Raw genomic sequence first — 11,898 nt, forward strand, 5'->3', positions numbered from 1 at the left:
ACGCAATGCCCTTGCTCGAAGAACGCACCCTGACGCTGCCCGACGAAGCCGCCACCGCGCGCCTGGGCGCCGCGCTGGCCGCCGCCGTGCAGGCCATGCCGCCGCGCACGGTGCATGTGCAGCTGTCCGGCGACCTGGGCGCCGGCAAGACCACGCTGTCGCGCGCCGTGCTGCGCGCGCTGGGCCATGCGGGCAAGGTCCGCAGCCCAACGTACACGCTGTGCGAGCCCTATGACGTCGCCCGCGCCGACGGCTCGCCGCTGACGGTCTACCACTTCGACCTGTACCGCTTTGCCGATCCCGAAGAGTGGCTCGACGCGGGTTTTCGCGACTGCTTCGCCGAACCGGCCTTCAACCTGGTCGAGTGGCCGGAAAAGGCCGGGCGCCTGCTGGGGGAACCGGACCTGCACGTGTTGCTCCAATCGGACATGGCCGGCGCCGATGACGCCGGCGAGCGGCGGATCGCGACGCTGCGCGCCTATACTCCCACTGGACTTACCTTGCTGAACGCATGCTGATCAAGCGACTTGCCACCGACCGCCCCGATGGACCCGACGGCCTGCTGCAGGCGCGCCGCAAATGGATGGCGCAGGCGCTGAAGCTGGGCGCCGGCACCGCCGTGCTGACGCTGGCCGGTCCGCAGATCGCGTTCGGCGCCGGCATCGTCGCGGTGCGCGTGTGGCCGGCCGAGGACTACACCCGCGTCACCATCGAATCGGATTCGCCGCTGGCCGCGGTGCACCAGATGATCCGCGACCCCGACCGGCTGGTGGTGGACATCGACGGCCTCGACCTGTCGCCCACGCTGCGCGAGCTGGTGGCCAAGATCACGCCTAACGACCCGTATATCCAGACCGTGCGCGTCGGGCAGAACCGCCCGCGCGTGGTCCGCATGGTGTTCGACCTGAAGGAAAACGTGGCGCCGCAGGTATTCACGCTGGCGCCCATCGGCAGCTACCGCAACCGGCTGGTGTTCGACCTGTACCCGGTCAACCCGCCCGACCCGCTGTGGAAGCTGGTGCGCGACACCGAGGAAAAGCAGCGCCGCTTTGCCACCTCGGACCCGGCGCCGGGCGCCGAAGGCATCGCCGGCGCGCCGGCCGGCGCCGAGGAGGACGCCATCGGCGCGCTGGTGCGCCGCTTCGACGAGAAGGGCGAGGTGCCGCCCACCACTGCGCCGCCGCCGGTGGCAGCGGCCCGGCCGCGGCCGTCGACACCATCCACGGCACCGGTGCCGCCGGTGCCGGCCCCGAATGCCCCGGTGGTGCCGCCGGTTGCGCGCGACAATCCCACCGCCGAGCGTCCCTTCAAGATGCGTCGCCTGCTGACCGTGGCGATCGACCCCGGCCATGGCGGCGAAGACCCGGGCGCGATCGGCGCGGCCGGCTCGCGCGAGAAAGACGTGGTGCTGCAGATCGCGCACCGGCTGCGCGCCAAGATCGATGCCCAGCCCAATATGCGCGCGATGATGACGCGCGACGCCGATTTCTTCGTGCCGCTGAACGTGCGCGTGCAGAAGGCGCGCCGGGTGCAGGCCGACCTGTTCGTGTCGATCCACGCCGACGCCTTCCTGTCGCCCGAGGCGCGCGGCGCGTCGGTGTTCGCGCTGTCCGAGCGCGGCGCGTCCAGTACCGCGGCGCGCTGGCTGGCCAACAAGGAAAACGCCTCCGACCTGATCGGCGGCGCCAACATGGGCAACAAGGATGCGCAGGTGGCGCGCGTGCTGCTGGACCTGTCGACCACCGCGCAGATCAACGACAGCCTGCTGGTGGGCAAGGCCGTGCTGGGCGAGATCGGCGGCATTAACAAGCTGCACAAGGCCCGTGTCGAACAGGCCGGGTTTGCGGTGCTGAAGGCGCCGGACATCCCGTCGATCCTGATCGAAACCGCCTTCATCAGCAATCCGGAAGAGGAGCGCAAGCTCAACGACAACGCCCACCAGGAACAGCTGGCCAATGCCATCCTGAAAGGCATCCGCTCGTACTTCGCGCGCAATCCGCCGCTGTCGAAGAATCCGTCGGTCTGATCCGCCGCGCAGGCGGCGGGGCACAGAAAAAACCGGACATGCCCCAAGGGCATGTCCGGTTTTTTTCATGGTGGCGCGCTTCAGGCGCGCGCCGTGGCCTGGTCCTCCAGCAGCGCATCGCGGTTGGCATAGCGCGACGCGATCACCGAGCAGACGATCAGCTGCAGCTGGTGGTAGACCATCAGCGGCAGCACCAGCAGGCCCAGCGCCGGATGGCCGGCAAACAGGATCTTGGCCATCGGGATGCCGTTGGCCAGGCTCTTCTTCGAGCCGCAGAACACCGCGGTGATCTCATCCTCGACCGAAAAGCCCAGGCGGCGCGCGGTCAGCGTGGTGAAGCCCAGCACCACGAACAGCAGCACCGCGGCGATGCCCATCACCGCGCCGATGGTCTGCCACTGGTACTGGTGCCACAGGCCTTCGGCGGTGGCGTCGCAGAACGACGAGTAGACGATCAGCACGATCACGCCGCGGTCGATCTTGTTGGTGATGTGCTTCTTCTTGGCGAGCCAGCTGCCGATCAGCGGGCGCAGCAGCTGTCCCAGCGCGAACGGCAGCAGCAGCTGCAGCGCCACGCCGGTCAGCGCCTTGCCCAGCGGCATCGACGCGCCGCTGGCGCTGATCACCAGCCCCATCAGCAGCGGCGTCACCAGCATGCCGATCAGGCCCGAGATGGTGGCGTTGAAGATCGCGCCGGAGACATTGCCGCGCGCCATCGAGGTCATGGCCACCGACGACGACACCGTGGACGGCAGCGCGCACAGGAAGAACACGCCCAGCAGCAGGTCGGCCGGCAGCGTATTGCGCAGCGACAGCATCAGCAGCGCGCCCACCACCGGGAACACCACGTAGGTGAAGACCTGCACGAACACATGCAGGCGCCAGTGCTTGGCACCCGCCACCAGCTTGTCGCGCGACAGCGCCGCGCCGTGCAGGAAGAACACCAGCGCCACGCCCAGGCTGGTGACCACGCCGAGTTGCAGCGGGCCGTCGCCGGTGCCGAGTTCGGGCGCGGCCAGCGCGATGGCGATGGCGGTCAGCATGACGAGCACAAAGCCGTCGATCAGGTCATAGAGCTTCTTGAGATTGCGGACAATACGGGACATGACTGCGGGTGAAATCCTGCGATGTTAGGGTTTTGCCTAGTATTGGACGCTAGCCCGGTCTAGAATGCAAATTCATTTATAGAATCTATTTATCCGGTTGTTGCATGAATTACACATTGCGCCAGTTGCGCGTGTTTCTGGCGGTGGCCAGCAGTGGCGGCTTCAGCCGGGCCGCGGACGCGGTCGGACTGACCCAGCCGGCAGTCAGCCGCGGTGTCGCCGAGCTGGAAGACGCGCTCGGCGTGCGCCTGCTGGACCGCACCACGCGCGAAGTGGTGCTGACCGAGGCCGGCCATGCGCTGGCGCCGGCGCTGGAGCGCCTGCTCGGGCAACTGGACGACACCCTCGAAGAAACGCGGCAGCTCGGTGAGCGCTATCGCGGCCGTGTAGTGATAGCCGGCGCGCCGACCATCTCCGCCCGGCTGATGCCGCTCTACGTGGCCGCCTGCGCCGCGCAATATCCCGAGATCCGCCTGACCGTGCGCGACAACGTCCAGGCCGACGGGCTGGAGCAGGTCCGCGCCGGCGCGGTGGACTTCGGCGTGCTGATCGACCCGCTGGTGCGCGACGGGCTGCTGGTGGAGCCGGTCGCGACCGACCCGTTCTGCTTCGTTTGCCGGCGCGACCATCCGCTGGCGCAGGCGGAAACGGTGCCGTGGTCGGCGCTGCATGGGATGCGGCTGGTGCTGCTGGACTTTGCCTCGGGCAGCCGGCCGCTGATCGACCGCGTGTTCGGCCGCCACGGCGTGGTGCCGCAGGTGGTGCAGGAGCTGGGCCATTCGGCCAGCGTGTTCGGCATGGTCGAGGCCGGCATCGGCGCATCGGTGCTGCCGTCGTTCTCGCTGCCGCTGCCGGCGGCGTCGCCGCTGGTGTGGCGCCCGCTGGTGCCGTGCGAGGAACGCAGCATCGTCATGGTGCGGCGCGAGGACCGCTCCTTGTCGCCGGCCGCGGCGGCAGTGTGGGAACTGGTGCGGCGCCTGACCGTGCGGGCCGAGCCGCCAACGATCAGTGCCGCGGCCTGAGCAGGCTTGCTCCCTGTCAGCGCGCTGTCACCATCACCGCTTCCAGCTCGAAGCTGCCGTCTGCCTGCACGCGATAGTGCTCGCGCACTTCGGCGGGCGCCACCTGCCACAGGTGCCGGATCGCTTCCACCGCCACCGCCGGCGTGCGCATGCGCTGCACCCAGCTGTCGAACTCGATGCCAATGCGCCAGGTTTCCGATACGGCAATCGCTTCCGCGGCAAAGCCCGCGGCTTCGAACATCGCGCGCCAGGCCGCCGGGGTGTAGTCGCGCACGTGCGAGGGGTCGCGCAGCAACTCGACCGATTGCAGCCAGGTATCGCGCAGCGGATCCGGCGCGCCGGCGATGTCGATCATCACCACCTTGCCGCCGGGCTTGAGCACGCGGCGGATCTCGGCCAGCGCGGCGGGCACGTCGCGCCAGTGGTGCGCGCTCATGCGCGACACCACCGCGCAGAAGCTGGCATCGTCGAACGGCAGTTGCTCGGCCGCGCCCTGGCGGGTGCGCACATTGGACAGCCCGCGCTCGCGCGCGGCGGCCCCGACCACGGCCAGCATGTCGTCCGACAGATCGTAAGCGGTGACCTCGCCCGCCACCGCGGCGGCGGCAAAGCTGGCGTGGCCGGCGCCGCAGCCGAGGTCGAGCACGCGGCTGCGCGCGCGGTTGGCCGCCGGAATCAGCGCGGCCAGTTCGTCCTTCAGTTGCTGCAGGTCCGCGCCGCTGGCGTGGACCGCGCTGGTGAGATAGGCGCTGGCGGTGGCGCCGAACTGGGCGGCGACGAGTTCCTGTTGCTGCATGGTGCTGGGCTCCTTCAAGCCGCGGCCGAGCCAGGCCGGGCGGGTGCTGTTGTTGTCGGGGAGGGGACTTGCCCGCGAGGCGGGTCCGGCATACTGTAGGCGGGTCGTTTTCCCGGTACAAGTCACCGCTTTATCCTGGTATAAGCGCCACCAGCCTGCCATGCCGCCACTCGCCCCGCCTGCCCCTCCTCCAGCTTTGCCATCCTCGCCAGCCTCGCGGGAAGCAGTGCTCGGCGCCTTCCTGCGCGCGCACCGAGAACGCCTGGCGCCGGCGGATGTGGGGCTGGCGCCAGGCCAGCGCCGGCGCACGCCCGGGCTGCGCCGCGAGGAAGTGGCGCACCTGGCAGGGCTGAGCACGACCTGGGTGACATGGCTGGAACAGGGCCGGCCGGTGGCGCTGTCGGCGCGTGCGCTGGCCAGCCTGGCCGCGGCGCTGCGGCTGTCGCGCGCCGAACGCGCCTACCTGTTCGAACTGGCCGGCCGGCGCGATCCGCAACACGCCGCCGGCGAGCCGCTGCCGCCCGCGGTGCTGGCCAGCGTGCATGCCATCGACGGGCCGGCGTACCTGCTCGACCGCCAATGGACCGCGCTGGCCTGGAATGCCGCCGCCGCGGACCTGTTCATCGGCTGGCTCGACGCCGCCGCCACCGAGCGCAACTTGCTGCGCGCGATGTTCCTGTCGCCGGCGCTGCAGGCGCTGGTGCAAGACTGGCCGCACCGCGCCGCACGGCTGGTGGCGGAATTCCGCGCGCACAGCATCCGCCACGCCGATGCGGCGCCGACGCGGGCATTGATCGAGGGATTGATGGCTGAGAGCGCCGACTTCCGTGCCGCCTGGCTGTCGCAGGACGTGGAAGAGCGCGAGGGTGGGCGCCGCGGCTTTCGCCATCCGCGCCAGGGCGCGCTGCAGTTCGAGCAGTTGACGCTGGTGCCGGCGGCGGCGCCGGGGCTGATGCTGGTGATGCTGCTGCCCGGCTGAGCGGGCAGCAGCCAGGGCTACTTACTTAGGCTGCATCCGGATCGCGCCGTCCAGGCGGATCACCTCGCCGTTGAGCATGGGGTTCTCGATGATCGAGCGCGCCAGCTTCGCATATTCGGCGGGCCGGCCCAGTCGCGACGGGAACGGCACCATCTTGCCGAGCGCGTCCTGCACCTCCTGCGGCATGCCCAGCAGCATCGGCGTCTCGAACAGCCCCGGGGCGATGGTCATGCAGCGCACGCCGTCGCGCGCCAGGTCGCGCGCGATCGCCAGCGTCATGCCGACCACGCCGCCCTTGGACGCGGCATAGGCGGCCTGCCCGATCTGGCCATCGAAGGCCGCCACCGAGGCGGTATTGATGATCACGCCGCGCTCGCCCTCGCTGTCGGGGGCGTTCTGCACCATCGCCGCGGCGGCCAGGCGGATCATGTTGAAGGTGCCGATCAGGTTGATGCGGATGGTCTTGTCGAAGGCATCGAGCGGATGCGGACCATTCTTGCCGACCGTCTTGTTGGCGGTGGCAATGCCGGCGCAATTGACCAGCCCGGCAAGACGGCCAAGCGACTGCGCCGCCGCGACCGCGGCCTGGCCATCGGCTTCCGAGGTGACGTCGCAGCGCACGAAGCGGCCGCCGGTCTCGGCTGCCAGTGCCTGCCCGGCGGCCTCGTTCAGGTCGGCAATGACAACCCTGGCGCCGGCTTCGGCAAGCAGCCGCGCGGTGCCGGCGCCAAGGCCGGAGGCGCCGCCGGTGATGATGAAGACGTTGTCCTTGATTTCCACGATGGTGTCTCCTCGGTATGGTTTCCGTTTACGTAAACGTTAAGCATTGTACGGAGGCAGGGCCGATGTGCAAGGGGGCGGTCAATTTCCGGTAAGGGTACTGTTCAGGCGAAGTTGCCCGAAAATTGGGCGCCGATCACTCCGCCGTCACTGAACGGTCGTTCACACTGGATCACACGGTCTTTCATAGTGGGCCACCGTACCTTGCAAGACCTGCAGGGGATTGCGCGCCAGTCCGCGGTATGGACGCACTTCAAACGCCGGTCGACCGTGGTCGGTCACGACCATCGTTTCTCCGGTGGTTTCAATCTGGCGAAAATATTCGAGCGCGCGTGCCTTGAAATCCGTTTTCGATATATGGCTGGGTGGCATGACGTCTCCTAATAGCTGACGATTCGAACCATCACCACGATGCCAGACCAACATTCTTTGCTCAATAAAAAAAGCGGCCCGAAGGCCGCTTTCATCTTTCTGCATTGTCCGGCGAGACAAATTACTTCAGCGCCTCGAACACCCGCGCCGTGATTTCGTCGACGTTGCCGACGCCCAGGATCTTGCGGTACTTCGGCGGTGCCACCTTGGCCGCGGCGTCGCCGTTGGCGGCCCATGCCGAGTAGTAGTCGACCAGCGGACGGGTCTGCTGCGAGTAGACGTCGAGGCGCTTCTTGACGGTTTCTTCCTTGTCGTCGTCGCGCTGGATCAGCGGCTCGCCGGTCTCGTCGTCGACGCCTTCCGCCTTGGGCGGGTTGTACTTGAGGTGGTAGGTGCGGCCCGATGCCACGTGCACGCGGCGCCCGCTCATGCGTTCGATGATGGCGTCGAACGGCACGTCGATCTCGAGCACGTAGTCGATCGCCACGCCCGCGTCCTTCATCGCCTCGGCCTGCGGGATGGTGCGCGGGAAGCCGTCGAACAGGTAGCCGCTCTTGCAGTCGTCCTGCTTCAGGCGGTCCTTCACCAGGCCGATGATGATGTCGTCCGACACCAGTCCGCCCGCGTCCATGACCTTCTTGGCTTCCACGCCCAGCGGCGTGCCGGCCTTCACCGCGGCGCGCAGCATGTCGCCGGTGGAGATTTGCGGAATGCCGAACTTCTCGCAGATGAACTTGGCTTGCGTGCCTTTGCCGGCGCCAGGCGCGCCCAACAGGATCAAACGCATTTACGGGTCCTCAGAGTTTTTAATCCGGTATGGCGGGAGATCAGAAGGAGGGTAACGCCGTAACTTGACGCGAGACTGACTGCGGTCCCGGTGCGCGCTGACTGCGTTCAGCGCGGGCACGGCACAGGCGTACCCACGCGTACGGCCGGCGGCGGCTGCCAGGGGGATGGCGGCGCGGCGCACCGGACGGGCTCTATCTTTATCTCCCCACCGAGCCTTGGCCGGCGGCGCGATTGCTCGCGCCAGCGGGGCGGCTCTGTATCGGCAAGCATTATGCCATGAGGCAGCGGGGATTCGGCCCGAAATCGGCCCCCCGGTTCGGTTGCAGCAGAATCGACCTGAGCGGGCAGGCAACCGGCGCGGTGGCCCTGCCCGCGCCGGCGGGGATGCGTCGGGATGGCGGTCAGGGCCCTTCCTGGGCCATCGACTGCGCCCACAGCGCGCGCACCCGCTCGAGGTCGGCCTGGGTGTCGACGCCGGGCGCGGGCGCGGCGGCGGTCTGCATCACCGCGATGCGCTCGCCGTGCCACATCGCGCGCAGCTGCTCCAGCGCCTCGGCCTGCTCCAGCGGGGCCGCGGCCAGCGTGGGGAAGCGGCGCAGGAAGCCGGCGCGATAGGCGTACAGGCCGATATGGCGCAGCACCGGCATGTCGGGCAGCGGCACCCGGGCCGAAGCGGCGGGCATGGACGGCACGCCGGACCATGCGTCGCGCGCCCACGGAATCGGCGCGCGCGAGAAATACAGCGCGCGGCCGGCGGCGTCGCACACCACCTTGACCACGTTGGGATTGAACACCTCGGCGCTGTCGTGCAGCGGGTGGGCCGCGGTGGCGATGGCGCAGTCGGCGTGGTGCGCCAGGTGCAGCGCGACTTCGTCGATCAGCGCCGGCTCGATCAGCGGCTCGTCGCCCTGCACGTTGACGACGATGGCGTCGTCGGCCAGGCCCAGTTGCGCGGCGACCTCGGACAGGCGGTCGGTGCCGGACGGGTGGTCGGCGCGGGTCAGCACGGCTTCGATGCCGTGCGCGGCGCAGGCCTGCGCCACCGCGGGCGCGTCGGTGGCGACCACGGTGCGCTGCGCCGACGAGGCGTGCGCGCGTTCGGCCACGCGCACCACCATCGGGCGCCCGCCGATATCGGCCAGCGGCTTGTCGGGCAGGCGGGTCGAAGCCAGCCGTGCGGGAATGACGACGGTAAACGCGGGCAAGGTCATGGCCGCGCTGCTCAGTTGCCCGCCGGCGTGTCCGGCTCGATCACGCGGCCGGGCACCGACTGGCGGGCCTCGTCGGCCAGCATCACGGGGATGCCGTCGCGGATCGGGTAGGCCAGCTTGTCGGCGTGGCAGATCAGCTCCTGCGCGGCGCGGTCGTATTCCAGCTTGCCCTTGCACAGCGGGCAGACCAGGATTTCAAGCAGCCGGTTGTCCATCTCGGTGTTCCTCGTTGCGCCCGGCGGCGCCGCTCGCGGCGGCCGGCGCGGTCGGCGCGGGTTGGATTTGCGCCTGCACGGCGCGGCGGATTTTATCGATCAGGCCCGCGTCGATCACGGGCCTGGTGGGCACGACCCAGATGCGCGGGTCGTCGAAGCGCTCGCATTTTACGGCATCCTTCTCGGTGATCAGGATCACGTCGGCATCGAGCGCATCGGGATGGTCGACGAACGGGTCGACCACGAAGTCATAGTGGTCCGGCAGCGGCAGCGTCTTCGGCGCCAGGCCGGCGCCGCGCAGGCTGGCGAAGAAGCGCTCGGGGTTGCCGATGCCGGCCGCGGCCAGCACGCGCCGGCCGGCAAACGCGCTGAGCGGCCGCGCCATGGTGGGATCGGCAAGCTGCCACGCGTCATCCAGTTCCAGGCGCATGCCGTACACGCCGGGGCGGTCGGGGGTGGCGCGGAAGTTGGGGTCGTTGATCAGGGTGGCGTCGCGCGGGCGCGAGAGCGGCTCGCGCAGCGGGCCGGCCGGCAGCATCAGGCCGTTGCCGCCCATGCGCGCGTCGAACATCACGATCTCGAAGTCGCGCTGCAGCTTGTAGTGCTGCAGGCCGTCGTCGAGCAGCAGCACGTTAATGCCGGGGTGCGACACCAGCATGGCCTGCGCGCACAGCGCGCGGTCGGGGTAGACCCAGACCGGCACGTCGGTGGCGCGCGCGATCAGCAGCGGTTCGTCGCCCACGTCGCCGGCTTGCGAGGTCGGCTTGACCCGGCGCGGGTGCTTCAGCTGCACGCCGTAGCCGCGCGAGACCACGCCGGGCCGCAGCCCGGCCTCGGTCAGCGCATGCGCCAGCGCGATCACCGCGGGGGTCTTGCCGGTGCCGCCCACGGTGACGTTGCCGACCACCACCACCGGCATCGGCAGCCGCGTCGACTTGAACCAGCCACGCTGGTAGCCATGGCGGCGCACCCGCGCGACCAGGCCGAACAGCAGCGAGAACGGCAGCATCAGCCACGCGAACCAGCCGCGGCGTTGCCACTGGGCGGTCACGAAGTCGGCAAGGGCATGGCGGGGAACGGGCATGGACGCGGCGTGCGAGAGTCGATGGTCGGGATGCGATTGTAGTGCGCTCGCGGCTACGCCCCTCGGGGCGACTCAACCATTATGGGCATTGGCGTGCGCATGGAGCAAGGCCGCCGGCCGCCGGCGCACGGGCCGGCCTGGGGATCAGCGCGGCTGCGCGCTCTGCGTGGCAAAGGTCAGGCGCGACAGCCCGGCCAGCCGCGCGGCCTCCATCACGTTGACCACGGCCTGGTGCGTGGCCTGTGCGTCGGCGTTGACGATCACCACCGGCGCCTGGCCGCCGTTGCCCGCAACGGTGCGCAGCTGGTCGGCGAGGCTGGTGACGTCCTTGTGCTCCATCACCTGCTTGTTGACCGAGTAGACCCCGCGCGCGGACACCGACACCACGATCTCCTGCGGCTGCTGGCGCGCGCGCTCGGCGTCGGCGGTGGGCAGCTGGATCTGCAGCTCGGTAAAGCGCGAGTACGTGGTCGTGATCATCAGGAAGATCAGGATCACGAGCAGCACGTCGATCAGCGGGATCAGGTTGATCTCCGGCTCTTCGCGCCGCTGGCGGGAACGGAAGTGCATGGCGGTCGGGTGGACGAGCCGCGCTCAGGCGCGGCGCTGCGGCAGGATGGCGTCGAGGAACGAGGTGGCGCGGAATTCCAGTTCGGCCACGTAGTCGTCGACGCGGCGGCGGAAGTAGCGCCAGAAGATCAGCGCCGGGATCGCCACGATCAGGCCGAAGGCGGTGTTGTACAGCGCCACCGAGATGCCATGCGCCAGCTGCTCGGGGCTGGTGCCGGTGCCGCCCTGGCTGCCGAAGATCTCGATCATGCCGATCACCGTGCCCAGCAGCCCCATCAGCGGCGCCACCGAGGCGATCGTGCCAAGCGCGTTCAGGTAGCGCTCGAGCTCATGCGCGACCACGCGGCCGGCTTCCTCGACCACGTCCTTGGCGGCATCGCGCGAGGTATGCGGCTGCAGCACCACGTGGCGCAGCCCGGCGGCCAGCACGCGCCCCAGCGGTGAATTCTGTTCCAGCGTGTTGACCACTTCCGGCGTGGCGCGGCGCTGCTGCGCGGCCGCCAGCGCCTCTTCATAGAGCTTCGCCGGCAGCACCTTGCTGCGCTTGAGCGACAGGAAGCGTTCGACGATCAGCGCCAGCGCGATGACCGAGGCGAGCAACAGCGGCCAGATCGGCCAGCCGGCCGCTTGAATGATGGAAAACAATTGGACCCCCGGGATCGACAACCGAATTACGAAACCCCAAACCACCAACCGGCATGCCTTGAGGCGCGTGGGCATGGTGCCTTGCTGCGCGCTCCGGCATTGCTCTGAAAAAACAGGCGCCACTCTAACCCGCGGCCTGGCGCGCGGCAAGGGACGATGCGCGCCTGTCTCCGGCGCGCATCGTGTCACTGCCGCGCAGGCTGCCGCTTTCCACAGCCGGCAGGGACAGTGTTGTGGATCGATTGTGGAAAGTCGCCGGACAAGATGGCTAACTCATTGATCGGACAGGGAAAAGCAGGTGCT

14 protein-coding genes are annotated in these 11,898 nt (G+C 69.1%); 4 read left to right on the forward strand and 10 right to left on the reverse strand.

The window, feature by feature from the left end; translation table 11 throughout:
• The first annotated feature begins 5 nt into the window (after positions 1-5).
• Entirely contained in the window at positions 6-518 is a 513-nt protein-coding gene (gene tsaE / locus C7416_RS09680; protein WP_026164566.1) for a tRNA (adenosine(37)-N6)-threonylcarbamoyltransferase complex ATPase subunit type 1 TsaE, read from the forward strand.
• Positions 512-2,026: an N-acetylmuramoyl-L-alanine amidase gene (locus tag C7416_RS09685; RefSeq protein ID WP_111518557.1), complete on the forward strand. Its 1,515-nt coding sequence runs from the start codon at positions 512-514 to the stop codon at positions 2,024-2,026. The genes tsaE and C7416_RS09685 overlap by 7 nt, the downstream gene beginning before the upstream one ends.
• A gap of 80 nt (positions 2,027-2,106) precedes the next feature.
• On the opposite strand, the gene C7416_RS09690 is transcribed toward C7416_RS09685, so the two are convergent.
• Positions 2,107-3,132, reverse strand: a complete 1,026-nt coding sequence (locus C7416_RS09690) for a bile acid:sodium symporter family protein (RefSeq protein ID WP_111518559.1) — start codon at positions 3,130-3,132, stop codon at positions 2,107-2,109.
• Positions 3,133-3,236: 104 nt separating this feature from the next.
• Between C7416_RS09690 and C7416_RS09695 the strand changes: the two genes are divergently transcribed.
• The gene (locus C7416_RS09695) at positions 3,237-4,154 is read left to right on the forward strand and encodes a LysR family transcriptional regulator (RefSeq protein WP_111518561.1); all 918 of its coding nucleotides are present in this window, start codon (positions 3,237-3,239) and stop codon (positions 4,152-4,154) included.
• 16 nt (positions 4,155-4,170) lie between these two features.
• Here the strand turns inward: C7416_RS09695 and C7416_RS09700 are convergent, their stop codons facing one another.
• Positions 4,171-4,950 (reverse strand): class I SAM-dependent methyltransferase, encoded by a 780-nt coding sequence (locus C7416_RS09700; protein ID WP_111518563.1) that lies wholly within the window; start codon positions 4,948-4,950, stop codon positions 4,171-4,173.
• Positions 4,951-5,110: 160 nt separating this feature from the next.
• Here C7416_RS09700 and C7416_RS09705 point away from each other — a divergent pair, with 160 nt between their 5' ends.
• On the forward strand, positions 5,111-5,929 hold the full coding sequence (locus tag C7416_RS09705; protein ID WP_111518565.1) for an MmyB family transcriptional regulator: 819 nt from the start codon (positions 5,111-5,113) through the stop codon (positions 5,927-5,929).
• A gap of 21 nt (positions 5,930-5,950) precedes the next feature.
• On the opposite strand, the gene C7416_RS09710 is transcribed toward C7416_RS09705, so the two are convergent.
• The 8 genes from C7416_RS09710 to C7416_RS09745 form a co-directional block, all read right to left on the reverse strand.
• Positions 5,951-6,709, reverse strand: coding sequence for a 3-hydroxyacyl-CoA dehydrogenase (locus C7416_RS09710; protein ID WP_111518567.1), 759 nt, complete (start codon positions 6,707-6,709; stop codon positions 5,951-5,953).
• 162 nt (positions 6,710-6,871) lie between these two features.
• On the reverse strand, positions 6,872-7,081 hold the full coding sequence (locus C7416_RS09715; RefSeq protein ID WP_111518569.1) for a type II toxin-antitoxin system Phd/YefM family antitoxin: 210 nt from the start codon (positions 7,079-7,081) through the stop codon (positions 6,872-6,874).
• A 121-nt stretch (positions 7,082-7,202) separates the two neighbouring features.
• Complete coding sequence (gene adk / locus C7416_RS09720; protein ID WP_018008913.1) at positions 7,203-7,868, reverse strand: adenylate kinase; 666 nt, start codon at positions 7,866-7,868, stop codon at positions 7,203-7,205.
• 403 nt (positions 7,869-8,271) lie between these two features.
• On the reverse strand, positions 8,272-9,081 hold the full coding sequence (gene kdsB, locus C7416_RS09725; RefSeq protein WP_111518571.1) for a 3-deoxy-manno-octulosonate cytidylyltransferase: 810 nt from the start codon (positions 9,079-9,081) through the stop codon (positions 8,272-8,274).
• A gap of 11 nt (positions 9,082-9,092) precedes the next feature.
• Positions 9,093-9,296 (reverse strand): Trm112 family protein, encoded by a 204-nt coding sequence (locus tag C7416_RS09730; protein ID WP_111518577.1) that lies wholly within the window; start codon positions 9,294-9,296, stop codon positions 9,093-9,095.
• The gene (gene lpxK, locus C7416_RS09735; RefSeq protein ID WP_111518580.1) at positions 9,277-10,380 is read right to left on the reverse strand and encodes a tetraacyldisaccharide 4'-kinase; all 1,104 of its coding nucleotides are present in this window, start codon (positions 10,378-10,380) and stop codon (positions 9,277-9,279) included. Before lpxK ends, C7416_RS09730 begins: the two co-directional genes overlap by 20 nt.
• A 144-nt stretch (positions 10,381-10,524) precedes the next feature.
• On the reverse strand, positions 10,525-10,950 hold the full coding sequence (locus C7416_RS09740) for an ExbD/TolR family protein (protein WP_111518582.1): 426 nt from the start codon (positions 10,948-10,950) through the stop codon (positions 10,525-10,527).
• A gap of 24 nt (positions 10,951-10,974) precedes the next feature.
• Positions 10,975-11,595, reverse strand: coding sequence for a MotA/TolQ/ExbB proton channel family protein (locus C7416_RS09745; RefSeq protein WP_026164567.1), 621 nt, complete (start codon positions 11,593-11,595; stop codon positions 10,975-10,977).
• Positions 11,596-11,898: the final 303 nt, after the last annotated feature.

It is taken from the genome of Cupriavidus phytorum (genome assembly GCF_003254285.1).
Lineage (GTDB): Bacteria > Pseudomonadota > Gammaproteobacteria > Burkholderiales > Burkholderiaceae > Cupriavidus > Cupriavidus phytorum.

Excerpts from the sequence above, each read along its gene's own strand:
- C7416_RS09740 (WP_111518582.1), bottom strand. The coding sequence starts at position 10,950 with ATGCACTTCCGTTCCCGCCAGCGGCGCGAAGAGCCGGAGATCAACCTG.
- lpxK (WP_111518580.1), bottom strand. The coding sequence starts at position 10,380 with ATGCCCGTTCCCCGCCATGCCCTTGCCGACTTCGTGACCGCCCAGTGG.
- kdsB (WP_111518571.1), bottom strand. The coding sequence starts at position 9,081 with ATGACCTTGCCCGCGTTTACCGTCGTCATTCCCGCACGGCTGGCTTCG.
- C7416_RS09705 (WP_111518565.1), top strand. The coding sequence starts at position 5,111 with ATGCCGCCACTCGCCCCGCCTGCCCCTCCTCCAGCTTTGCCATCCTCG.
- C7416_RS09715 (WP_111518569.1), bottom strand. The coding sequence starts at position 7,081 with ATGCCACCCAGCCATATATCGAAAACGGATTTCAAGGCACGCGCGCTC.
- C7416_RS09700 (WP_111518563.1), bottom strand. The coding sequence starts at position 4,950 with ATGCAGCAACAGGAACTCGTCGCCGCCCAGTTCGGCGCCACCGCCAGC.
- C7416_RS09685 (WP_111518557.1), top strand. The coding sequence starts at position 512 with ATGCTGATCAAGCGACTTGCCACCGACCGCCCCGATGGACCCGACGGC.
- C7416_RS09730 (WP_111518577.1), bottom strand. The coding sequence starts at position 9,296 with ATGGACAACCGGCTGCTTGAAATCCTGGTCTGCCCGCTGTGCAAGGGC.
- tsaE (WP_026164566.1), top strand. The coding sequence starts at position 6 with ATGCCCTTGCTCGAAGAACGCACCCTGACGCTGCCCGACGAAGCCGCC.
- adk (WP_018008913.1), bottom strand. The coding sequence starts at position 7,868 with ATGCGTTTGATCCTGTTGGGCGCGCCTGGCGCCGGCAAAGGCACGCAA.
- C7416_RS09690 (WP_111518559.1), bottom strand. The coding sequence starts at position 3,132 with ATGTCCCGTATTGTCCGCAATCTCAAGAAGCTCTATGACCTGATCGAC.
- C7416_RS09695 (WP_111518561.1), top strand. The coding sequence starts at position 3,237 with ATGAATTACACATTGCGCCAGTTGCGCGTGTTTCTGGCGGTGGCCAGC.